Below are 19965 nucleotides of genomic sequence, written 5' to 3'. Positions count from 1 at the left end.
GGTGCCGCGAAGTTTTTTCTCAGCCGGTGTGCAGGACCCGGAGACGATCGGGTCGTGCCGGATCGCGATCGACGACCTGGACCGGCGGCCACGCCCACTGCCAGACGCTGATGCCCGGGGTCCGGGAGAACCTGATCGTCCCACGGGTGCCCTCGACCGCGACGTCCGGCCAGGACGGGATGGGGCCGGAACGCAGCGCTTCGGCGAGCACGGCGATCGTGTCGTACCCCTCGAAGGCGACGAACGACGGCGGCTCCGGCAGCCGCTCGCGGAGGGCCGCCGCGACCCGGGCGCCGAGCGGGCCGAGCCGCTCGGGCAGGTAGCGCAGGAACGGGATCGCGGCGCCGTCCCCGCCCAGCGCCGCCTCCCATGCGGCGAACTCCGGCTGCCCGGCGGGAGCGCCCATCATGATCCCGGCGAGGCGCGGGTCCCGGCGGACCGACCTGACGATCGGCACCGCCGGCTCGGGGTGCCCGACCAGGAGAAGGAGGGCGGTGGCGTGGCTGCCGGCGAGCTCGTCGCACACGGGGGCGCTCATGTCGAGCTCGACGACCGCGCCGCCACGTGGCGCGAGGTGCTCCCGCAGGATGCGGGTCCCGGACGCCCAGTAGGCGCTCGGGGCGGCGGCCACGGCGATCCTGGAGTGGCCCGCGCCGAGGAGGAAGTCCGCGTAGATCCGCCAGGAGTGTGACTGCGCCGGGGCGAGGCGCGCGACCCGCTCCGCCGGCTCGTCGGTGAGCGCGTCGAGCACCGCCGACGAGCAGAGGAACGGCAGGCCGAGGGCGTCGGCGCGGGCGGCGGCGGCACGGGCGACGACGCTGTGGTACTCCCCCGCCAGGGCGGCCACGCCCAGCCGGGCGAGCTCGTCCACGGCCGCCGCCGCCTTCTCCGGGTCGGCCGCGGTGTCGCGTACCAGCAGTTCGAGCGGCCTTCCGCCGATCCCGCCGGCGTCGTTGACCTCGCGTGCGGCGAGCTCGGCCCCGGCGAGCAGGTGCTGCCCCGCCTGGACCCAGCCAGGCGGGGTCAGCGGTGCGAGGACGCCGATCCGGACGGCCGAGCCGTCTGTCCGCGTGTTCATGCCTGGACCTCTTCCAAGGGGACCCAGCGGCGTGCGGGAAGGGCGGTCTCCCTGCTCCCGCCCTCGCCGTCGGCCTCGACGAACCAGGCGTTCCGGTCGGGGAGCACGCTCACGACCTCGTGCAGCCGGTCGCCCACGTAGTGGAGGGCGACGCCGTCCTCGGTGGCGTATCCCGACGGCAGCGCCCCGCCGCCCACGGACTCGCGGAACCGGGCCCGCCGGGGCTGGTCGCCCAGGTCGTCATGGACGCCGTTGCTGAACGGCACGAATCCCAGGCCGTCGTCGAGAACGTCCAGGTCGTCACCGAAGGAGTCGGTCACGCCTCCCGCGTGCCAGCACAGGCTGCCCGCGCTCTGACCGGCCAGCACGACGCCTTTCTCCCAGCACTCGCGGAGGATCGCGTCGAGCCGGTGCGCGCGCCAGACCGCCAGCAGGTTCACCACGCTGCCGCCGGACACGAAGATCACGTCCTGGGCGAGCAGGTGTGCCCGCACGTCCTGCACGTTCGGCTGCGTGAAGAGCTGGAGGTGTGACAGCTCCGCGTCGCCGAACGACGCCGCCCGCGCCAGCCAGCCGTCGATGTGCTCCCGCGCGTCGCCCACCGCCGTCGGGACGAGGCACATGCGCGGCCTGCGCACGCCGGCGAGCTGCCTCGCCTGCCATATCTGCGCGCCGGCGTGCCGGAACCCTTCGGGCGGGTCCAGCACCCCGGAACAGGCCAGAATCTGCGGTTCTCCGATCATGACCACGTATCATCGCAGCCCTCCAGGACGGCGATCTCGGGCCGGGGGTCGAAGCCGTGCTCGGTCAGCCAGCGGATCGCCCGCAGGCTGCGCAACGACCACCACGCGCGGATCACGTCGAGGTCGACGTCGGCGCCGTAGCCGGCGACGACGTCGCCGAGGCGCTCCGGGTGCCCGAGCGTCAAGGTGGCGAGGTCGAACAGGGCGTCGCCCCGGCCCGCCTCGGACCAGTCGAGCACGCCGGTGACCTCGTCGCCGTCCACGAACACGTGGGTGACCTGGAGGTCGCCGTGCGCGAACACCGGCGTCCACGGCCGTAACGCGGCCTCGGCGACCCGGCGGTTGCGCGTGACCACCTGGGCGGGGAGGACGCCGTTCGTGACCAGCCACGCGCACTCGGCGTCGAGGTCCGCGGCGACCTCGTCGGGGCTCCGGCGGGGCCAGGGCGGCAGCGGCGCGTCGTGCAGGGTCCGCGCGGCGGCGCCCGCCGCGGCCCACGCCGCCGGCGACGCGGGCGACGGCTCGCCGAGGCGGCCGAGCGCCGTCCCCCGGAGCGCGGCGAGCGCGAGCACGGGCGGCCTGCGCCACAGGACCTCAGGAGTCGGGACGGGCGCCGCGGCCATCGCCTCGACCTCGACGTCGGCGCGTGTCTGATCGGCGTCGATCTTCAGGAACACGTCCCCGACGCGCAGGGTGGCGCGCTCGCGATGGGCGACGACGACCTCGACCTGCTCCACGCCGTCCATCATCGCACTCGCGGCGGTCAGACCTGCTTGAGGAAGCCGGCGTCGACGGCGAAGTCCGCACCGGTCGTGCTGGCCGAACGCGGTGAGGCGAGCAGGGCGACCACGTCGGCGATCTCCTGCGGCTCCACCAGCCGGCCGGTCGACAGCTTCATCATCTCGGGCGCGACCTGGGTGATCACGGTGTCGCGGTCGGTCCCGGCCTGGGCGGCGATGATGTCGGCCGCGCCGCCGGTCTCCGTCCACCACGCCGTACGCACCGGGCCCGGGGAGACGGTGTTCACCCGGATGCCCTGGGGCGCGAACTCCTCGGACAGGGCCTTGGTCAGGGTGTTGAGCCCCGCCTTGGCGGCGTTGTAGTCGACGTTCATGGGAGCGGGCATGCGGGCGTTGCCGGACGACACGTTGACGATCGACCCTCCACCACGGGCGAGCATCGCCGGGACGGCCGCCCGGACCGCGCGTACGACCGCGAACAGGTTGAACTCGAACATCACCCGCCAGTCCTCGTCGTTCGGGGTCAGGAACCCGAAGCGCGGCAGCGCCACGCCGGGCGGCGGTCCGCCGGCGTTGTTCACCAGGATGTCGAGCCCGCCGAACTCGGCCACGGCCCTCGCCACGAGCCGGCCGGGAGCCTCGGGGTCCATCAGGTCGACCGGGACGTGGATCAGGTCGCCGGCGAGCGCTTCGAGTTCGGGCGTGCTTTTCCGCGAGGCGGCCACGACGCGGACGCCTTCGGCGAGGAGAGTGCGGGTGACGGCCAGTCCGATGCCCTTGGAAGCGCCGGTGACAATGGCGATCCGGCCGGAAAGCTGAAGGTCCATATTGTTTTTCCTTATTTAGATCCGCTGTGCGGTTAATACGTTATGAGCCGCCGCAGGAAAGGGGCTGGCGCGATTCGGACTGACAACTTCAGCTGATTTCGGACCCCCCATCCCGCGAGGCAGGGCCGATAGCATCGTGATTTGTGGTGAATTGGGGTGTTCGGCAGGCTTCGGCGGCGGACGTCGAGGCCGTGGCCGAGTTGCGGGCCGTGGTGATGCGGGCGGATCTCGAAAGGCTCGGCCGCTACGACGAGCATCGGGTGCGGCAGCGGCTGCGCGACGGCTTCCTGCCGGCGCACACCTGGATGATCGAGCTCGACGGGGTCTTCGCCGGATCTGTCGCGCTACGGCCGGCGGGCGGCAGCGAGGGGGACGGCCGGAGCGGCTACTGGCTGGAGCACTTCTACCTGGACCCGCGCGCGCAGGGCAGGGGGATCGGATCGGCGGTGCTGCGGGAGCTGCTGGAGCGATGCGACCGTGAGGACGCGGTCGTCCGGCTGAACGTGTTGCAGGGCAGCCCGGCGCGCCGCCTGTACGAGCGGCACGGGTTCACGTTCGAGCGCGAGGACGCGGTGGATGTGTACCTGGTGCGTCCGGCAGGGAGGCGACCCGGGCGCGAAGGGCTTCGGCGTCCCCAGGGGCCAGCTCGGAGATGAGGGCGAGGGCCTGACGCAGCGTCTCGCCACCCTCGCGCAGCCGGCCCGCGGCGAGCTGGGCCTCGCCGAGGCGGCGCAGGGTACGGGCGCCGAGCGCGCGCTTCCCGCCGCCCCGCCAGGCGAGCGACCGTGGGTAGTAGGCGATCGCCTCCTCGTACTGGCCGAGCAGGTGGTGGATGTGGCCCATGCTGTCGAGGGTGGCGGACTCGCCGGGCAGGTCGGTCAGCTCGCGGTGGATGGCGAGCGCCTCCTCGCAGCGGCGCAGCGCCTCCTCGTACGCGCCGAGCTGGGCGTGGAACCAGCCGATGTTGTTGAGCACCCGGCCCTCGCCCGCCCGGTCGCCGGCCGCCCGGCAGAGCCGCAGCGCCTCCTCGCTGAGGGCCAGCCCGTCCGCGTACTGGTCGTGGCGGTCCATCAGGACGCTGAGGTAGATGAGGCACAGGGCCTCGCCGGCCGGGTCGCCGAGCCCGGCGAACAGCTCGCGGGCCCGGCGCAGGTGCGACTCGCCGTCCTCGTCGCGGCCCAGCCGGGTGAAGGCGTGGGCGAGGCCGACGCGGGCGTGGGCCTCCGCGGCCCGGTCCCCCAGCCGGGACGCCGCCTCCATCGCGATCGTGAAGATCGCCGCCTGGTCGTCGGAGCGTACGTCCTGCGACAGGAAGCCCCAGCAGGCGCCGGCCAGTTGCCAGGCGTGGACGTCGAACCCGGATCGGGCCGCGTGCCGGATCGCGGCGAGCAGCGTCCGGTGCTCCTGGGCGAACCACGCCCGGCTCTGCGCTGGATCGGTGATGCGGGCCAGGACCACGCCGGGGCGGGGCGGCGGCGGCGTGAGCGGTACGCGGTGCAGCAGGTCGAGGAGCCGGTCGCCGACGCGGGCGCTGTGCAGGTAGTGGTCGAGCAGCCGGTGCAGGGCCTCGCGGCGCTCGGCCGCCGAGTCGTGCAGGCGGGTCAGCTCCTCCGCGTACGCACGCAGCAGGTCGTGCCAGCCGTAGCGGCCCGGGGTGCGTTCGGTGGCGAGGTTGGCCCTGGTCAGCTCGGTCAGCAGGCGGCGGGCCCGGGGCACGGGGATGCCGGCCAGGCTGGCGGCCGCGGCGGTGAAGATCTCCGGGGCCGGCAGCAGGCCGCGCAGGCGGAAGAGGCGCGCGGCGTCGGGGCTGAGCGCGCGGTAGGACCAGGACAGCACGGTGCGCATGTTCGTCGCGGCGTCGCCTCCGTCGAACACGTCCAGGTCCTCGGAAGAGTCACCTTCGCCGGCGAGGTCGGAGACGAGGGTGCCGAGCGGGAACGCCGGCCGCTCGTTCGCGCGGGCGGCCACGATGGCGAGCGCCAGCGGCAGCCCGGCGCACCGGGAGACGATGTCGTCCACGGCCCGCGGCTCGGCGCCCACCTTGTCCACGCCGAGCCGGCGGGTCAGCAGCTCGCGCGACTGCGCGGGCGAGAACAGCCCGAGCGACAGCGTGTGCGCGCCCTCGGCGGCGACCAGGCCGGTCAGCTCGGCGCGGCTGGTGATCAGGGCCAGGCAGCCGGGCGTGTTGGGCAGCAGCGGGCGCACCTGGTCGGAGTCGAGGGCGTTGTCGAGCAGGATGAGCATGCGGCGCTCGGCGAGCAGGCTGCGGTAGAGCCCGACCTGGGCCTCCAGCGTGGCGGGGATGTGCTGCGGCGGCACCTGGAGCGCGTCCAGGAACAGCCGCACCGCCTCGGCGGGCGGGCGCAGGCCGTGCGTTGGGCCGAAGCCGTGCAGGTTCACGTAGAGCTGGCCGTCGGGGAAGCGGTCGCGTACGCGGTGTCCCCAGTGCACGGCCAGCGTGGTCTTGCCGACGCCGCCGGTGCCGGTGATCACGCAGGGCGCGAGCACCGGGGAGCCGTCGGGCGGGAGCGTCAGCCGGTCGAGGGCGGCCAGCTCCTCCACGCGGGCGGTGAACAGCTCGGTGTCGGGCGGCAGGTGCCGCGGCACGGCGAGCGCGGCCGGCCCGCCGGACGGCCCACCGGACGGCCCACCGGACGGCCCACCGGACGGCCCGTCAGGGGATCCGCCGGGCGCGGCGGCGGCCGGGGGCTCGTGGCCGGCGAGGATCGCCTGGTGCAGCCGTTGCAGCTCCTCCCCCGGCTCGATGCCCAGGTCCTCGGCGAAGCGCCGGCGTACGCGGCGGAAGACGGCGAGCGCCTCGGTCCGCCGGTCGTCCCGCAGCAACGCCGTCATCAGCAGGGACACCAGCCGCTCGCGCAGCGGATGCTCGCCGAGCAGCGCCACCAGCTCGGCGGCGACCTCCTGGTGGCGTCCCTGCCGCAGGTCGAGCGCGGCCAGCCGTTCCAGGGCCGTGAGCCGTTCCTCCTCCAGTCCGGGCGCGACGACGTCGGCGGCCCACCGGCCGGCGGCGTCCGCCAGCGGCGTGCCCTGCCACAGCGTGAGCGCGGCGCGCAGCAGGCCGGTGGCCCGCTCCGGCTCCGGCTCGCCGCCGGCCTCGCGGACCAGGTCACGGAAGCGGTGCAGATCGACGCGCTCGCGCGCGACGGTCAGGCAGTAGCCGTGCGCGGAGGTGGTCAGCGCCGCCTCGGGGAACGGGGCCAGCAGCCTGCGCAGCCGGGAGATGTGGCCCTGGATGGCGTTGCGAGATGAGTCGGGCGGTTCGGCGCCCCACAGGCCGGTCTCCAGCCGCGTCACCGGCACCGGGCGTCCCGGTTCGAGCAGCAGCATGGCGAGGACGGTGCGCTGCTGCGCGGTGGACGGGCCGAGGAGCCGCCCCGCGTCCCACACCCCCACCGGACCCAGCAGACGGAACTCGACGCCCTCCCTCGTACCCGTCTCCGCCTCCTGTTCCCGGCCGCGGGAGCGTGCCGCCAATGATCATTACCGGCAGCCTAACCGCCGGATCAGCCGAAAGTAAGCGCCATTTCAGTACCACGACGCACTCTGGTCACGAGCGGCGCACCCGGCCGCACAACCCTCACGAGGAGGAACGTCATGGAGATCAAGGTCAAGAAGGTCGAGTCCGTCAAGGCCACCCAGAACCCCGCCACGTGAGGGGCTGACACCGCCTGACGACTGTCCCGCGGGGAGTTCGGGCTCCCCGCGGGATCCCTTTGCGTACTGGCCGGCGCTGGAGGCACGATGCGTGTGGCGTTGAAGGAATGCGAGTGGGAGACGATCGGCGAGGACCTCCTCGTGATCTTCGACGCTCGCGAGGCGATGACCCTGAGCGATCCCGAAGGGCAGGTGGCCGCGCTCCTGAGCGAGCTGCGCGAGGCCCCTCGGACCGCCGCCGAGCTGAGCGTGGCCCTCGCCGGGCGCGGTTTCCTGCTCTCCGAGGAGGACGTCGGCCGGGGCCTGGCCGGGCTCGACTCCCTGGGCCTGGTCGAGGACGCCGACGGCCGCGCGCTCGACGATCCCGGCGAGAACGAGCGGCACTTCTCCAACCTCAGCTTCTACGGCACCTACGCCGCCCTGGACCGCCACCGGGCCGCGTTCCAGCGTTCGATGCGCGAGGCGCACGTGCTGGTGCTCGGCGTCGGCGGGGGCGGGTCCTCGCTGGTCCAGTGCCTGGCCGGGCTCGGCGTCGGCGAGCTGACGCTGGTGGACCAGGACCGCGTCGAGTCGCGCAACTTCGCCCGCCAGTTCCTCTACCACCACGCCGACCTCGGCCTGTCGAAGGCCGAGCGGGCCGCGGCCTGGGTCCGCGAGTACGACCCGGACATCAAGGTCCATCCGGTGGACCGCTGGGTGTCGGCGCCGGAGGACCTGGCGGACCTGGTCCAGGGCGTTGACCTCATCGCGGGCGGCCTCGACGGCCATCCGCACGCCAACCTTTGGGCGAACGAGGCCGCCGTGCGGGCCGGGATCCCGTACGTGCTGGGGGGCGCGAACCGCAGCCAGCTCATGTACCTGTCCGTGGACCCGGGCCGCACCGCGTGCCTGGCCTGCGACTACGCGGACCGGCCGGTCGGGGACGACCCGGAGGCGGTGGCGTACCGGATCGTGGAGAACATGAAGCTGAGCAACCCGCTCACCGGGCCGATGGCGATGCAGGTCGGCTCGCTGCTCGCCCTGGAGGCGCAGCGCTACCTCACCGGGTTCGAGCCGCCGCGGGCGGCCGGGCAGCGGGTCACGCTCGACCTGCGCGAGGGCCTGACGCCGGAGCGGCGGCCACTCCCCGCGAACCCGGAGTGCCGGGTCTGCCGGCTGGCGCCGCCGCGCGAGGGTGACCGGCGGTGACGGTGCCCGCGACGGTCCGGCTCAAGCCGCTCAGCGTCGTCCCCGAGGGCGAGGACGAGGTGCTGGTCGGCGATCCGGCGACCGGTACGTTCGTGACGATCCCGGCGGTCGGCGGGGTGGTGATCGCCGCGCTCCAGCGGGGTGCGAGCGTCGAGGAGGCGGCGGCCGAGGCCGCGGAGTTCGCCGGGGAGCCGGTCAACGTGCCGTCGTTCGTCGACACCCTCGGGGAGCTCGGTTTCCTCGCGGAGGACGGCGAGGAAGCGGCCTCACCGGTGCGCACCGCGCCCATCCAGGCCAGCAGGTGGATGACCGGCATCCGCCCCGAGACGGTCCGCCCCTTCTTCGGCCCCGTCGCCTGGACCTTCTACGCCGCCTGCCTGCTCTACTCCGTGGCCGTCCTCGTCCTGCGCCCCGGCCTTGCCCCCGATCCCGCCGAGGACGCCTTCGCCTTCGGCGACACCGGGCTGAGCGCGCTCGCCTGGCTGCCGTTCGTCTGGTTCGCGGCGGCCAGCCACGAGTGCGGGCACTGGCTCGGCGCGCGGGCCCTCGGCATCCAGACCCGCTTCGGCGTCGACCGCCGCCTGTGGATGCTCGTCTTCGAGACCGACCTCACCCAGCTCTGGACGCTGCCGCGCCGGCAGCGGTACGGGCCGCTGCTGGCCGGTCTCGCCGTCGACTCCGTGCTGCTGGCCGCGCTGCTCACCGGCCGGCTGCTGATCGACACCGGCGTGTGGGCCGCTCCCGGGCTGGTGGCCGCGCTGCTGGCCGCGTGGGCGTTCATCAAGATCATGCAGATGCTCTGGCAGAGCCTCGTGTTCCTGCGTACCGACCTCTACGCGGTGCTGGTGAACGCGCTCGGCTGCCGCAACCTGTGGCGGGTGAAGACGCTGATGCTGCGGCGGGCGTTCGGGCGGCTGACCGAGGAGGAGGCCGCCGAGCTGGCCGACGCGACCGACACCGACCTGCGGGTGGGGCGCTGGTTCCGCTGGGTGTGGCTGGCGGGCTTCGCGGGCGTGGTCGCCTGGTTCTGCCTGCTGCTGCTGCCGGTCTTCGCCGAGGTGCTGCGCTGGACGGCCGAGGGGCTGGCCGAAGGGCCCCTGACCGCCGCGTTCTGGTATCGGCTGCTCTGCGCCGGGCTGCTGCTCGGCCCCGAGGCGCTGGCGCTCTCCCTGGCCGTCAAGGAGTACGTCGCGCGCCTCGCCGCCCGGCGCTGATCAGGCGAGCGCCATGGCGACCACGACCGGCGTCAGGTAGAGCAGCGGGAACGGCACATGCCGGTACGAACGGGCGCGGAGCACGGTGACGACCGCGCCCGTGAAGTACACCACCAGCCCGATCCCGGCGGCCACGCCGAGCGGGGGCACGGCCAGCCCGGCGAGCAGGCCGGCCGCGCCCAGCGCCTTGGCCGTGCCCAGCCAGGGCCACGCGGCGCGCGGCACGCCGTACTCGGCGAGCGGCTCCACGACCCAACTGGCGCGGATGAAGACCGACAGGGCCGAGAACCCCACCCAGAGGGCGGTCAGGACGGTGACGACGACAGCGGCGGTGGACATCGGTGGCTCTCCTTCCGGCGTTACGGATGCCGGGCCGCGTACGGCCCGGCATCTCGTTGACCCCTCAGCCGCCGGAAGTGTGACCGCTCAGGAACGACGCCAGGCGAGCAGTCCGTCGGGAGCGTCCTCGCGGGTGAAGCCGGCGCCCGTGAGCTCGCTCTCGATGGTCGGCCAGAGCGGCCGGTAGGCCTCGCCGACCAGCTCCTCCTCGCTGATCACCGTGTCGCCCTCGGTCACGCGGTGGACGAAGCGGCCCTCGAAGGTCTCCGCGTCCAGCTGGGTGATCCCGGACCAGATGGAGTAGGTGTGGCGGCCCACCTGGCGGCTCTCCAGCTTCTCGACCGGCCGCGAGGCGGGCGCGCCGCCGTCGTGCCAGGTGAAGACGAGCAGGCCGCCGGGCTCCATGAGCTCGGCGAGCACGGGCCAGAGCCGCTTGCGGTAGTCGTGCGGCAGCGAGTACATGACGTTGATCATCACGACGGCCTCGACCGGCTCGGGCACCCGGGCGGCGAGCGCGTCGCAGGGCAGGACGGTGACCCGGTCGAGGAGCTCGGGACGGCCGCAGAGCCGGGACAGCAGGATCCCGCGCATGCCGGCGGAGGGCTCCAGCGCGAAGATCTCCGCCGGGGTCCACTCGGCCAGCGAGACGGTGATCAGGCCGGAGCCGGCGCCGATCTCCAGGATGCTGCGCGTCACCCCGGCCAGGAGCGGCGGCAGCTTCTCACGGATGACCGGGACGTGACCGTTCTCGTGGAACAGGTCGTAGAAGGGGAGGGAGATGAAGTCGGCCATGAGCGGAAACCGTAGTGCACGCGCCCGTCACGCGCCGAGGTGGTCGATCATGGTCTCGGCGGGGCGGCCCAGGACCCGTTCGAGGTCGGAGGTCTGCCGCTCCAGCGCGCCGGCGCGGATCCTCGCGGAGATCCAGCCCATGGGCCCCTGCTCGGCGTCGGCGGGCAGCTCGCGGTAGGTCGCGCCGAGGGCCGCGGCGACCTCCGGGTACGTCCACAGCGGCCCGGTGAAGTCGTAGGCCCGGCCCAGGTGGCCGTCGCCGCCGGTCAGGACGTTCGCCGCGGCGGCGGCGAGGTCGGCGCGGAAGGCGGTGTTGAGCCCCCGGCCGCCGGTGCCGCTCACGACCTCCCCGTCCGGGGTGACGCGCGGCACGAACGCGTCGCTGTAGTAGGGGTGACGGAGCAGGGTGTACGGCAGGCCGCTGTCGATGATCGCCCGCTCGGTCACGTGGTAAGCCTCGGTCAGGCCGGTCGCGGCGGTGTCGGCGCCGAGGAAGCTGGTGAACACGATCGCGCCCACGCCGGTCTCCTTGGCGGCGGTCACGGCGGCCAGGTGCTGCTCGATCCTGCGGCCGGTGTCGAGCTCGGGGGAGGAGATCAGCAGGACGCGGTCGGCGCCCTCGAAGGCGGCCCGCAGGCTGCGGGGGTCGTCGTAGTCGCCGTGCCGGGCAGGAACGCCCCCGGGCGCGCGGGCGGGATCGCGCACGGCGGCCGTCACCTCCGCTCCGGCGGCTCGCAGCCGGTCGAGGACGAGGCGGCCGAGCGCACCGGAGGCGGCCGTGATCACGATCATGCGGGGAGGGCTCCTTCGCGGGTGGGGACCGCCCCAGTGAACTCCCGCCCGGCACGGCCGCGCCACGCATTTTCCGGCGCCTGCCACCCCTCAGTCAGGCAGGCGGCTCAGCCACTTGCGCTGGACCTCCGCCTCCACGTCCACGCCGTGATGGCGGGCGAGGAGCAGCACCTGGCACAGGACGTCGGCGAGCTCCTCGCGGAAGTCGGCCTCGATCTCGGACGGGGTGCGGCCCCTGGTCCTGGCCCTGCCGCTGCGGGTGAGGAACGCCTGGGTGAGCTCGCCTACCTCCTCCTGCAGCTTCAGTATGTGCCAGATGTCGTCCCGCTCGATGCCGAGCGAGGCGGCGTACCGGCTGGAGACGGACTCGATCGCGTCGGAGAGCTGCCGCAGGTCCACCACCGGAGTGTACGGCCCGCGCGGGGCGGACCTATGGGGGATCGAGATTCGGTAAGCGGGGTGCCATGAGGGGCGTTTCGCCACGCTCCGTGCATCCATGCCGTCCATCATTCGGAACGGACGACGGCGGCGAGAGGCGAGAGGACGGGGCGATGCGGGACATCGAGGTGTTGCTGGAAGCCGGTCCGCGCGGCGGCCAGGGGCTCACCGTCCGGGTGTCCGGGCGGGCGCGGCCGGGGATGGAGCACGGCGAGCGGCGCGTGCCGAAGCCGCCCCCTCCCCCGGAGTTCGACGACGACCTGCCGGACCCGGGCGGCTGCGAGTACTGAACGGACGCGCCCGGCGGGTTTCGCTCGTGGCGATTCCGCTGCGGGCGTGCACGGGTACGCGCGGCCCGCCGCCTGCGCCAGAGTGGGCGGCATGAGAATCCTGGTGCTGGGCGGCACGGAGTTCGTGGGGCGGGCGGTCGTCGAGGAGGCGCTCGGTCTCGGGTGGGACGTCACGGTCTTCAACCGGGGCACCCACGCGCCCCCGGCCGGGGTCACCGCGTTGCTCGGCGACCGCACGGCCCCCGGCGGCCTCGCGGCGCTGGAGCGCGGCGAGTGGGACGTCGTGCTCGACACCTGGTCGTGGGCGGCCTCGGCGGTGCGCGACGCGGCCTCGCTGCTCGCCGGGCGGGCGGGCCACTACGTCTACGTCTCCAGCAGGTCCGTGCACGCCGAGCCGGTGCCGTTCGGCGCCGACGAGAACGCACCGGTGGTGCCGGCCTCGGCCGACGACGACGACCCCTCCGACTACGCCAGGAACAAGGCGGGGGGCGAGCTGGGGGCGGTGGCGGCGTTCGGGGAGCGGGCGCTGCTGGCCAGGGCCGGGCTGATCGTCGGGCCCTACGAGAACATCGGGCGGCTGCCGTGGTGGCTCAACCGGATCGCGCGGGGCGGGCCGGTCCTCGCGCCCGGTCCCGCCGATCAGGGGCTCCAGTACATCGACGCGCGCGACCTCGCGCTGTGGTGCCTGCGGGCGGCCGAGCGCGGCATCGGCGGGGCGTTCAACGTGGTGAGCCCGCCCGGGTTCGTGACGATGCGCGAGATGCTGGAGACCTGCGTCGAGGTGACGGGGGCGGCGGCGGAGCTGCGCTGGGTCGATCCGGAGACGATCCTGGCGGCCGGGGTGCAGCCGTGGACGGAGCTGCCGTTCTGGCTGGTCAACCCCGACTACGACTTCCTGCACGGCGGCGACGTGTCGAAGGCGGTGGCGGCCGGGTTGAGCTGCCGGCCGGTGGCCGAGACGGTGGGCGACACGTGGGCGTGGCTGCGGAGCATCGGCGGCGAGGCCCCGCACCGCCCCGACCGCCCCCGCAAGGGCCTCGCCCCGGAGGTGGAGGCCCGCCTGCTGGGCCTGTGACCGGGCGGCACCCTGGGGGCGGGCAGCGCTCTGGGGGCGGGCAGCGCTCTGGGGGCGGGCGGCGCCCTGGGGCGGGCGGCGTCCTGGGGCTGCGGGCACGTCGGGGGGCTGGGGCCGCGGGCACGGCGGGGCGCGTCAGCGGCGGTAGGTGCGGAGGAGGTCGTAGCCGGCGGCCAGCAGGGCGATGGAGACGCACGTGAGCACCACCAGGAGGCCGTGACGGAAGGCGGTCGGCCAGCCCTGGGGAAGGGCGCTGAAGAAGATCGAGCCTGCGGCGGCGATGCCGATCGACGAGCCGAGGCGCTGGCCGGTCTGCAGCACCCCGGCCGCGCTGCCGCCGCCCTTGGGCGGCACCTCGGAGAGGGTGATCGCCTGGTTCGGCGAGATGACCAGGCCGCTGCCCACGCCCGCGATCAGCAGCGGCAGGGCGGTGGCCAGGCCGACGTTGTGCCCGGGCACGAGCACGGTGGCGGCCATCGTGGCGCACAGCCCGACGATCACGGTGGTGAGCCCGGCGGCCACCAGCCGGCGGCCCGCCCGCCCCACGAGGCGTCCGCCGACCACGGAGGCGGAGGCCGAGCCCAGCGCGAACGGCGTGATCGACAGCCCCGCCATGAGAGGGCTGTAGTCGAGGCCGCTCTGCAGGTAGAGCGTGAAGGTGAAGAAGATGCCGGTGAAGCCCGCGAAGTAGAACAGGGCGATGGCGGAGCCCAGGCTGTAGGAGCGCTTGCGGAAGAGCGCCAGGTTGATCAGGGGTTCGCGGCGGTAGGCGCGTTCCCAGAGCACGAAGCCGGCCAGGATGATCAGGGCGGCGGGGACGAGGAGCCACTTCACCTGGCCGTGCCACTGGTGCTGCTGGATGAAGGGCAGGAGCAGGCAGCCCACGCCCAGGCCGAGCAGCAGGACGCCCACGGGGTCCATGCTCTCCCTCCGCCCGGAGAGCTGCGCGGGGTCCGGGGTGGGGAGCACGCGGCGGGCCATCGGGAGGAGGGCGAGGCCGATCGGGAGGTTGACCAGGAAGACCCAGCGCCACCCGAGCTCCGGCCCGAACCCGGTCACCAGGGCCCCGCCGATCAGGGGGCCGGCGGCCGTGGAGACGCCGATGGTGGCGCCCAGAGCGCCGAAGGCGCGGCCCCGCTCGTGCCCGCGGAACATCTGCTGGATCAGCCCCGACACCTGCGGGTTCAACAGGCCGGCCGCCATGCCCTGGAGGAGCCTCGACACGATGAGCACGTTCATGTTCCAGGCAAGACCGCAGGCGACGCTGGCCAGCGTGAACAGCACCACGCCCCACATGAAGAGCGTGCGCCGGCTCCGCGCGTCCCCTAGCCGCCCGGCGGGCACCAGCAGCAGGCCGAACGTGAGCGCGTACCCGGACAGCGTCCACTGGAGCCCGTCCTCCATCGCGTGCAGGCCCTCGCGGATGGACGGCAGGGCCACGTTCACGATGCTGACGTCGAGCCCGGTCATGAAGGCCGCCACCAGGCACACGGCGAGCGCACGCCCGCGCGGGTCGGCCCGCCACGACGACGCCTTCATCAGCGGCTGCCCTTCCCCCCGGCCGGCGTGCGAATATCGTCCTTCCCTAACCAGGATTTCGTCGCCGTAACGATCCCGATATTCGCGAAGGGTGGGTTTCGCCACAGACCGGATGTAACGTCCGGATCATGGACACGATGGCCGTCGAGCAGAACGGCATCAACGCGGTCCCCGAGGCGGAGCGGCACGGCCGGCCGGGTGACCTCTTCTGGCCTTGGGCCGGCTCCAACCTGTCGCTGTTCGGGGTCGCGTTCGGCGTCTACATCGTCGGGCTCGGCCTCGGCGTCATCCCGGCGATCATCACCGGCGCCGTCGGGTACGCGCTGTCGTTCCTGCTGGTCGGCCTGGTCGCGGTCGGCGGCACCCGGTCCGGCGTGCCGACGATGACGCTGGGCCGGGCGCCCTTCGGCTACCAGGGCAACAAGCTGCCCGCCACGCTGTCGTACATCTCGAACGTCGGCTGGGAGATCGTGCTGGTCACGCTGTCGGCGCAGAGCGGGGCGGCCATCCTCGCCCGGCTCGCGCCCGGCCTGCCCCGCACGACGGCCACCGCCGTCTGCTTCGCGGTCGCGGCGCTGGTCGTGATCGCCGTCGGCGTGTACGGACACGCGCTGATCATGGTGGTGCAGCGGTACCTGACGTACGCGTTCGTCGTGCTGACCCTCGTCTACATGGCGCTCATGATGCCCAGGCTCGGCGTGTCGCTGGAGACCACCACCGGCGCCGGCGGCTGGATCGGCGGGATCATCTTCGCGATGACGCTGCTCGGCCTCGGCTGGGTCAACTGCGGCGCGGACTACTCGCGCTACCTGCCTTCCCGCTCGTCCGGGCGGGCGGTGGCGTTCTGGACGATGCTCGGGGGCGCGCTGCCGCCGATGGTGCTGCTGGTGTTCGGGGTGCTGCTGGCGGGCGGCGACCCCAAGCTGGCCGAGGCGGCCGGGGGCGATCCGGTGGCGGCGCTGGCGGGGGCGTTGCCGACGTGGTTCCTGCTGCCGTACCTGCTGACCGCGATCGGCGGGTTCCTGGCCGGGGCGATCATGGACATCTACTCGTCCGGGCTGTCGATGCTGGCGCTCGGGGTGCCGGTGCGGCGGCACCTCGCGGTGCTCATCGACGGGGTGCTCATGGTGCTCGGCGGCTACTACCTGCTGTTCGTCAGCGACAGCTTCTTCGGCACCTTCCAGGCGTTCCTGGCGATCGTCGGCGTGGTGATGGCCGCCTGGGTGGCGATCTTCCTGGTGGACATGTGGCGGCTGCGGGACGGCGGGCGCGGCTACGACGAGCGGCTGCTGCGTCCCGGCGGGCCCGCCGTCAACTGGACGGGCGTCGCCACACTGGTGGTGGCGTCGGTCGTCGGGATGGGGCTGATCACCTCGGCGGACGAGAACATCGCGAAGGTCGTCGGGTTCCTGATGAGCGAGGAGCTGAAGGGGTCCACGTTCGGGGCGGCGAACATCGGCGTGGTGATCGCGCTGGTGGTGGCCGGGGTGCTGTACTTCGCCGCCACGATGCCGGTGGGCGCGCGCCGCCGCGCGGCGGACCGGTCCGGCGCCTGAAACCCGTCACCGCCTGGTACGTCGCGTCCGCGGCCGATCGCCGTTACTGTTGGTGATCGATGATGGACATACCGTTGCGGTTGCTGACGTGGGCGGTGCATCTCACGGTCTTCGGGCTGCTGGCGATGGCCGTGGTCACCGTGCTGCGCGAGGACCAGGTGGGGATCGCCGCGGGAGGCGTGCTGCTCGGCGCGCTCTACGCGGCCGGGCCGTCGGTCGAGGGCCGGCCGGTGGCCGGGCCGGTGTGGCTCGGGGCGCTGACGGCGCTCTGGCTGGTGCTGGCCGTCGCCTCGGCGCCGTTCGTGTGGCCGGCGTTCCCGCTGCTCTACACCTATGTGCGGGTGCTGCCGCTCTGGCTGGCGATGTTCGGGGTGGGGGCGGTGACGTCGGCGGCGATCCTCGCGGCGGCGTGGCACGCGGGCGAGCCGGCGGTGCCGCTGGTGGTGGGCCCCGCGCTGGCGGCGGTCGTGGTCACGCTGCTCGCGCTGGCCTGCCGGTCCATGCGCGAGCATGCCGACCGGCCCGTGCCCGAGCATCCCGGCCGGACGGCACAGGAGCGGCCCGCGCCGCCGGTCACGCCGTGACGATCGCGAAGTCCGGGATCGGATGGTCGAGGACGGCCACCAGGCGCTTGAGCGCCGTCGTGTCGCCCTCCCGCTCCACGCCCTCCACGCCCTTGCCCGCCATCAGCCCCACGAGCTGCGCCTTCGTCAGCCGCAGGGTCAGGTCGGGCGGCACGTCGGCGGGCGGGTTCGGCTGGTGGATGAGGGCGCCGTTCGAGAGGGTCGTACGGTGGCGCTCGCCGAGGTCGGTCAGGTGCCAGTCGATGGCCAGGCGTTCGTGCCAGGCGCGCGGCCCGTCCACCCGTACGGCGAGCGTGTCGAAGATCTGCGCCACGCTCAGCGCGGCCAGCACGTCCGGCGCGGTCCGCTCCGGCGTGGCCGGGACGATGCCGTCGGTCAGCTCCAGCGCGGCCATCAGGTAGAAGTTGCGCCAGGCGGCGTTCTCCGCGCCGTGGCCGAGCCTGGTGTAGACCTCGGCGAGCAGGTCGCGGGCCTCCTTGTTGCCCTCGTCGGCGAAGACGGCGTGGTTGAGCAGCTGGACGGCGAAGCGCAGGTCGTTCTCGCCGATGTAGCGGCGGGCGCAGGCGACCACGGCCGCGCCGCCGCCCAGGCAGTCGACATACCTGATGGCGCTCTCCTTCGGCGGGTGCTCCCAGAGGTGGGCGGGGTTGCCGTCGAACCAGCCGAGGTAGCGCTGGTAGACGGCCTTGACGTTGTGCGCGGTCGAGCCGTGGTGGCCGCGGGCGTGCCAGGTCTGCTCCAGCTCGGGCGGCAGGCGTACGGCCTCGGCGATCTCGGCGGCGGTCAGGCCCTTGTTGAGCAGGCGAAGGGTCTGGTCGTGCAGGTACGCGTACAGGTCGCGCTGGCGGGTGAGGTGGCCCGCGATGCCGTCGCCGCCCCAGGTGGGCCAGTGGTGCGCGGCCAGGGCGACGTCGGCGTGCGGGGCGAGCAGGGCGAGCGCCTCGTCGAGGTGGCGGGCCCACGCCCGGGGGTCGCGGACGGCTGAGCCGCGCAGGGACAGGACGGCGTGCTGGCCGCGGCCGGCGTTCTCGGCGAGGAACAGCGCCCGGTGCGCGGGCAGGAGGATGCTCAGCTCGGCGGGCGCGCCACCGCCGGGTGTGAGCTGGAAGAGCAGCTCCACGCCGTCGATGATCTCCTCCTGCCCGGTACGGGCGATCTCCAGCGTGGGCGGGAGCAGCGACCGGGTGCCGGGGGCGACGGTCATGCCGAGGCCGGAGCCGAGCTGGCCCTCCGGCGAGCGGGGCAGGGCGGGGCCGTACATGTAGACGGCGCGGCGGGCCCGCGCGGGGCCGGCGTACAGGCTCTCCGCCACCGCGTGCTCCAGGAACCCGGTGGCGGCCAGGATCGGGACGCCGCCGTGGGTGACGCCGCGCCCGCCGCCGTAGTGGTCGGTGTGAGGGTGGGTGTAGACGACGCCGGTGACGGGGCGCTCACCGCGGTGGGCGCGGTAGAGCTTGAGCGCGGCGGCGGCGCACTCGACGGAGCCGAGCGGGTCGATGACGACGACACCCCGCTCGCCCTCGACCAGCGTCATGTTGGCCAGGTCGAGGCCGCGCACCTGGTAGACGCCCGGGGTGACCTCGTACAGACCTTGGCGGGCGCTGAGCCGGGCCTGGCGCCACAGGCTGGGGTGGGCGGTCTCGGGGCATTCGTCGTGGAGGAAGTCGTAGGCGTCGACGTCCCAGATGACCCTGCCATCGGCCGTTTTGATCACTCCGGGGTCGAGCTTGGCGATGAAGCCGCGATCGGCGTCGTCGAAGTCGCCCGTGTCGCGAAACGGAAGGTCTGCCATGTCTGTCCGCATGCCCGGGAGAGGCTCCCGGATAGCTCAACAATTCCCCCTTAGAGGATGAATCTCGGGCAATAGGGACAAGCGGGACGGCCGGCCGGGTGATTAGAGTGATCGTCCATGGGAGCGTGTGTGTTCGATCTCGACGGCGTGCTGGTCGACTCCGAGCCGGTGTGGGAGGAGGTGCGGCGGGCGTTCGTGGCCGAGCACGGCGGCACGTGGCAGCCGGACACCCAGTCGCGGCTCATGGGCATGAGCACCGGCGAGTGGGCCGCCTACCTGCACGAGCTGGGCGTCCGCCTGACACCCGACGAGATCGCGCGCGGGGTCGTCGACCGGATGACGGCCCGCTACCGCGACGAGGTGCCGCTGATGCCGGGCGCGGTGGAGGCCGTACGGCGGCTCGCGGCTGAGCGCACGCTCGGGCTCGCCAGCTCGTCCCCCCGACGGCTGATCGACGTGGTGCTGGACGCGGCCGGGCTGACGGCCTGTTTCGCGGCCACCGTCTCGACCGAGGAGGTCGAACGGGGCAAGCCCGCGCCCGACGGCTACCTGGAGGCGGCGCGGCGCATGGGCGTGGACCCGGGCGGCTGCGTCGCGGTCGAGGACTCCAGCAACGGGCTGCGCTCGGCGTACGCGGCGGGGATGCGGGTGATCGCGGTGCCGCACCCCCGCTACCCGCCCGCCCCGGACGCGCTGGCGCTGGCCTGGCGGGTCCTGCCCGACCTCGCCGCGCTCACCCCCGACCTGATCCCCTGAGCCCCACCGCCGCGATCAGTCCTCGAGCTGCCGCATCTCCACGCCCGCGTCACGCAGCTTCTCGAAGGACTGTTTCGCTTTCAGCGCCTCCTCGCGCCCTTTCCACCATGACGTCTGGAGCGTGGGAAACCACGCCCCGATCTGGTCGGGATGCTTGAACAGATAGACGGTGGCGGAAATGATGCCGGCGCCGCTCATGCCGGCGACCGCTAAATCCGCCACCAACGGCGACGCCATGGATATTCGGGTGAGCCGCGCGAGGCCGGCCGGCTTGTCCTCGATCTCACGCCGCACCCGGTGGAGTAATTCTCGTCCGACGCGGCGGGTCGGCTCGTCCGGCGGAGGAGGATACCCCTGCCCGTAGCTTCGGGGGTCACGCCGGCCGATCTGCAAGCCGCGACGAACTATTTCCGCCGCGCGGATCTGCCACATGACGTTGTCGACGGTCTGCAGGAGGTCGATGACATCAGCCAGATAAGGGTCAGAAAGCGGCATCGCCGCCGCAGGCCCTCCGATGACGACCTGCAGAACCTCAGTCATAATTTCC

The 19965-nt window shown here is 73.4% G+C and carries 20 protein-coding genes; 8 read left to right on the top strand and 12 right to left on the bottom strand.

Going from position 1 to position 19965, the window contains the following annotated elements; translation table 11 throughout:
* Positions 1 to 19 precede the first annotated feature (19 nt).
* Genes BMW85_RS11200 through BMW85_RS11185 form a run of 4 tightly spaced genes read right to left on the bottom strand, consistent with a single transcriptional unit; the run spans position 20 to position 3388 of the window.
* Positions 20 to 1078 carry an ABC transporter substrate-binding protein gene (locus BMW85_RS11200; protein WP_091080185.1) on the bottom strand — a complete coding sequence of 353 codons (1059 nt, stop codon included), beginning with the start codon at positions 1076 to 1078 and terminating at the stop codon, positions 20 to 22.
* The gene (locus BMW85_RS11195) at positions 1075 to 1821 is read right to left on the bottom strand and encodes a Type 1 glutamine amidotransferase-like domain-containing protein (RefSeq protein ID WP_091080183.1); all 747 of its coding nucleotides are present in this window, start codon (positions 1819 to 1821) and stop codon (positions 1075 to 1077) included. Before BMW85_RS11195 ends, BMW85_RS11200 begins: the two co-directional genes overlap by 4 nt.
* Complete coding sequence (locus tag BMW85_RS11190) at positions 1818 to 2558, bottom strand: phosphotransferase (RefSeq protein ID WP_091080713.1); 741 nt, start codon at positions 2556 to 2558, stop codon at positions 1818 to 1820. Before BMW85_RS11190 ends, BMW85_RS11195 begins: the two co-directional genes overlap by 4 nt.
* Before the next feature lie 26 nt (positions 2559 to 2584).
* Positions 2585 to 3388: an SDR family NAD(P)-dependent oxidoreductase gene (locus BMW85_RS11185; protein WP_091080181.1), complete on the bottom strand. Its 804-nt coding sequence runs from the start codon at positions 3386 to 3388 to the stop codon at positions 2585 to 2587.
* Between the two features lie 146 nt (positions 3389 to 3534).
* Between BMW85_RS11185 and BMW85_RS11180 the strand changes: the two genes are divergently transcribed.
* Entirely contained in the window at positions 3535 to 4044 is a 510-nt protein-coding gene (locus BMW85_RS11180; protein ID WP_245774722.1) for a GNAT family N-acetyltransferase, read from the top strand.
* Here the strand turns inward: BMW85_RS11180 and BMW85_RS51890 are convergent.
* Entirely contained in the window at positions 3938 to 6883 is a 2946-nt protein-coding gene (locus BMW85_RS51890) for an AfsR/SARP family transcriptional regulator (RefSeq protein WP_091080177.1), read from the bottom strand. The two genes, BMW85_RS11180 and BMW85_RS51890, sit on opposite strands and share 107 nt — an antisense overlap.
* Before the next feature lie 267 nt (positions 6884 to 7150).
* Here BMW85_RS51890 and BMW85_RS11170 point away from each other — a divergent pair, with 267 nt between their 5' ends.
* On the top strand, positions 7151 to 8251 hold the full coding sequence (locus BMW85_RS11170; RefSeq protein ID WP_091080174.1) for a HesA/MoeB/ThiF family protein: 1101 nt from the start codon (positions 7151 to 7153) through the stop codon (positions 8249 to 8251).
* Positions 8248 to 9465, top strand: coding sequence for a hypothetical protein (locus tag BMW85_RS11165; RefSeq protein ID WP_091080171.1), 1218 nt, complete (start codon positions 8248 to 8250; stop codon positions 9463 to 9465). Before BMW85_RS11170 ends, BMW85_RS11165 begins: the two co-directional genes overlap by 4 nt.
* Here the strand turns inward: BMW85_RS11165 and BMW85_RS11160 are convergent, their stop codons facing one another.
* From BMW85_RS11160 to BMW85_RS11145, 4 genes are all read right to left on the bottom strand, one after another.
* Positions 9466 to 9804 (bottom strand): DoxX family protein, encoded by a 339-nt coding sequence (locus BMW85_RS11160; protein WP_091080168.1) that lies wholly within the window; start codon positions 9802 to 9804, stop codon positions 9466 to 9468.
* Between the two features lie 87 nt (positions 9805 to 9891).
* Positions 9892 to 10596, bottom strand: a complete 705-nt coding sequence (locus BMW85_RS11155) for a class I SAM-dependent methyltransferase (protein WP_091080165.1) — start codon at positions 10594 to 10596, stop codon at positions 9892 to 9894.
* Between the two features lie 27 nt (positions 10597 to 10623).
* Positions 10624 to 11388 (bottom strand): NAD(P)H-binding protein, encoded by a 765-nt coding sequence (locus BMW85_RS11150; RefSeq protein ID WP_177240608.1) that lies wholly within the window; start codon positions 11386 to 11388, stop codon positions 10624 to 10626.
* A 90-nt stretch (positions 11389 to 11478) separates the two neighbouring features.
* The gene (locus BMW85_RS11145) at positions 11479 to 11787 is read right to left on the bottom strand and encodes a MazG nucleotide pyrophosphohydrolase domain-containing protein (protein WP_091080708.1); all 309 of its coding nucleotides are present in this window, start codon (positions 11785 to 11787) and stop codon (positions 11479 to 11481) included.
* A gap of 152 nt (positions 11788 to 11939) precedes the next feature.
* Between BMW85_RS11145 and BMW85_RS49465 the strand changes: the two genes are divergently transcribed.
* Together BMW85_RS49465 and BMW85_RS11140 are read left to right on the top strand one after the other, a co-directional pair.
* Entirely contained in the window at positions 11940 to 12116 is a 177-nt protein-coding gene (locus BMW85_RS49465; RefSeq protein ID WP_177240607.1) for a hypothetical protein, read from the top strand.
* Positions 12117 to 12207: 91 nt separating this feature from the next.
* Complete coding sequence (locus BMW85_RS11140; RefSeq protein ID WP_091080706.1) at positions 12208 to 13191, top strand: NAD-dependent epimerase/dehydratase family protein; 984 nt, start codon at positions 12208 to 12210, stop codon at positions 13189 to 13191.
* 135 nt (positions 13192 to 13326) lie between these two features.
* On the opposite strand, the gene BMW85_RS11135 is transcribed toward BMW85_RS11140, so the two are convergent.
* A complete protein-coding gene (locus BMW85_RS11135; protein ID WP_091080162.1) occupies positions 13327 to 14730 on the bottom strand; it encodes an MFS transporter in 1404 nt (467 codons plus the stop codon).
* 128 nt (positions 14731 to 14858) lie between these two features.
* Here BMW85_RS11135 and BMW85_RS11130 point away from each other — a divergent pair, with 128 nt between their 5' ends.
* Positions 14859 to 16286 carry a purine-cytosine permease family protein gene (locus BMW85_RS11130; RefSeq protein WP_091080159.1) on the top strand — a complete coding sequence of 476 codons (1428 nt, stop codon included), beginning with the start codon at positions 14859 to 14861 and terminating at the stop codon, positions 16284 to 16286.
* 59 nt (positions 16287 to 16345) lie between these two features.
* On the top strand, positions 16346 to 16870 hold the full coding sequence (locus tag BMW85_RS11125; RefSeq protein WP_143082217.1) for a hypothetical protein: 525 nt from the start codon (positions 16346 to 16348) through the stop codon (positions 16868 to 16870).
* Here BMW85_RS11125 and BMW85_RS11120 read toward each other — a convergent pair.
* Entirely contained in the window at positions 16860 to 18662 is a 1803-nt protein-coding gene (locus BMW85_RS11120; protein WP_091080145.1) for an alkyl/aryl-sulfatase, read from the bottom strand. The two genes, BMW85_RS11125 and BMW85_RS11120, sit on opposite strands and share 11 nt — an antisense overlap.
* A 129-nt stretch (positions 18663 to 18791) precedes the next feature.
* Between BMW85_RS11120 and BMW85_RS11115 the strand changes: the two genes are divergently transcribed.
* Entirely contained in the window at positions 18792 to 19418 is a 627-nt protein-coding gene (locus BMW85_RS11115) for an HAD family hydrolase (protein ID WP_218155727.1), read from the top strand.
* 15 nt (positions 19419 to 19433) lie between these two features.
* Here the strand turns inward: BMW85_RS11115 and BMW85_RS11110 are convergent, their stop codons facing one another.
* The gene (locus tag BMW85_RS11110) at positions 19434 to 19958 is read right to left on the bottom strand and encodes a hypothetical protein (RefSeq protein ID WP_091080140.1); all 525 of its coding nucleotides are present in this window, start codon (positions 19956 to 19958) and stop codon (positions 19434 to 19436) included.
* Between the last annotated feature and the right edge of the window lie 7 nt (positions 19959 to 19965).

It is taken from the genome of Nonomuraea wenchangensis, assembly GCF_900111685.1.
GTDB classification, from domain to species: domain Bacteria; phylum Actinomycetota; class Actinomycetes; order Streptosporangiales; family Streptosporangiaceae; genus Nonomuraea; species Nonomuraea wenchangensis.
The sequence above is the reverse complement of the archived record's forward strand: the minus strand, read 5'-3'. Positions and strand labels throughout refer to the sequence as shown.

Excerpts from the sequence above, each read along its gene's own strand:
- BMW85_RS11140 (WP_091080706.1), top strand. The coding sequence starts at position 12,208 with ATGAGAATCCTGGTGCTGGGCGGCACGGAGTTCGTGGGGCGGGCGGTC.
- BMW85_RS11160 (WP_091080168.1), bottom strand. The coding sequence starts at position 9,804 with ATGTCCACCGCCGCTGTCGTCGTCACCGTCCTGACCGCCCTCTGGGTG.
- BMW85_RS11125 (WP_143082217.1), top strand. The coding sequence starts at position 16,346 with ATGATGGACATACCGTTGCGGTTGCTGACGTGGGCGGTGCATCTCACG.
- BMW85_RS11155 (WP_091080165.1), bottom strand. The coding sequence starts at position 10,596 with ATGGCCGACTTCATCTCCCTCCCCTTCTACGACCTGTTCCACGAGAAC.
- BMW85_RS11150 (WP_177240608.1), bottom strand. The coding sequence starts at position 11,388 with ATGATCGTGATCACGGCCGCCTCCGGTGCGCTCGGCCGCCTCGTCCTC.
- BMW85_RS11120 (WP_091080145.1), bottom strand. The coding sequence starts at position 18,662 with ATGGCAGACCTTCCGTTTCGCGACACGGGCGACTTCGACGACGCCGAT.
- BMW85_RS11110 (WP_091080140.1), bottom strand. The coding sequence starts at position 19,958 with ATGACTGAGGTTCTGCAGGTCGTCATCGGAGGGCCTGCGGCGGCGATG.
- BMW85_RS11200 (WP_091080185.1), bottom strand. The coding sequence starts at position 1,078 with ATGAACACGCGGACAGACGGCTCGGCCGTCCGGATCGGCGTCCTCGCA.
- BMW85_RS11170 (WP_091080174.1), top strand. The coding sequence starts at position 7,151 with ATGCGTGTGGCGTTGAAGGAATGCGAGTGGGAGACGATCGGCGAGGAC.
- BMW85_RS11195 (WP_091080183.1), bottom strand. The coding sequence starts at position 1,821 with ATGATCGGAGAACCGCAGATTCTGGCCTGTTCCGGGGTGCTGGACCCG.
- BMW85_RS11135 (WP_091080162.1), bottom strand. The coding sequence starts at position 14,730 with ATGAAGGCGTCGTCGTGGCGGGCCGACCCGCGCGGGCGTGCGCTCGCC.
- BMW85_RS11185 (WP_091080181.1), bottom strand. The coding sequence starts at position 3,388 with ATGGACCTTCAGCTTTCCGGCCGGATCGCCATTGTCACCGGCGCTTCC.
- BMW85_RS11130 (WP_091080159.1), top strand. The coding sequence starts at position 14,859 with ATGGACACGATGGCCGTCGAGCAGAACGGCATCAACGCGGTCCCCGAG.
- BMW85_RS49465 (WP_177240607.1), top strand. The coding sequence starts at position 11,940 with ATGCGGGACATCGAGGTGTTGCTGGAAGCCGGTCCGCGCGGCGGCCAG.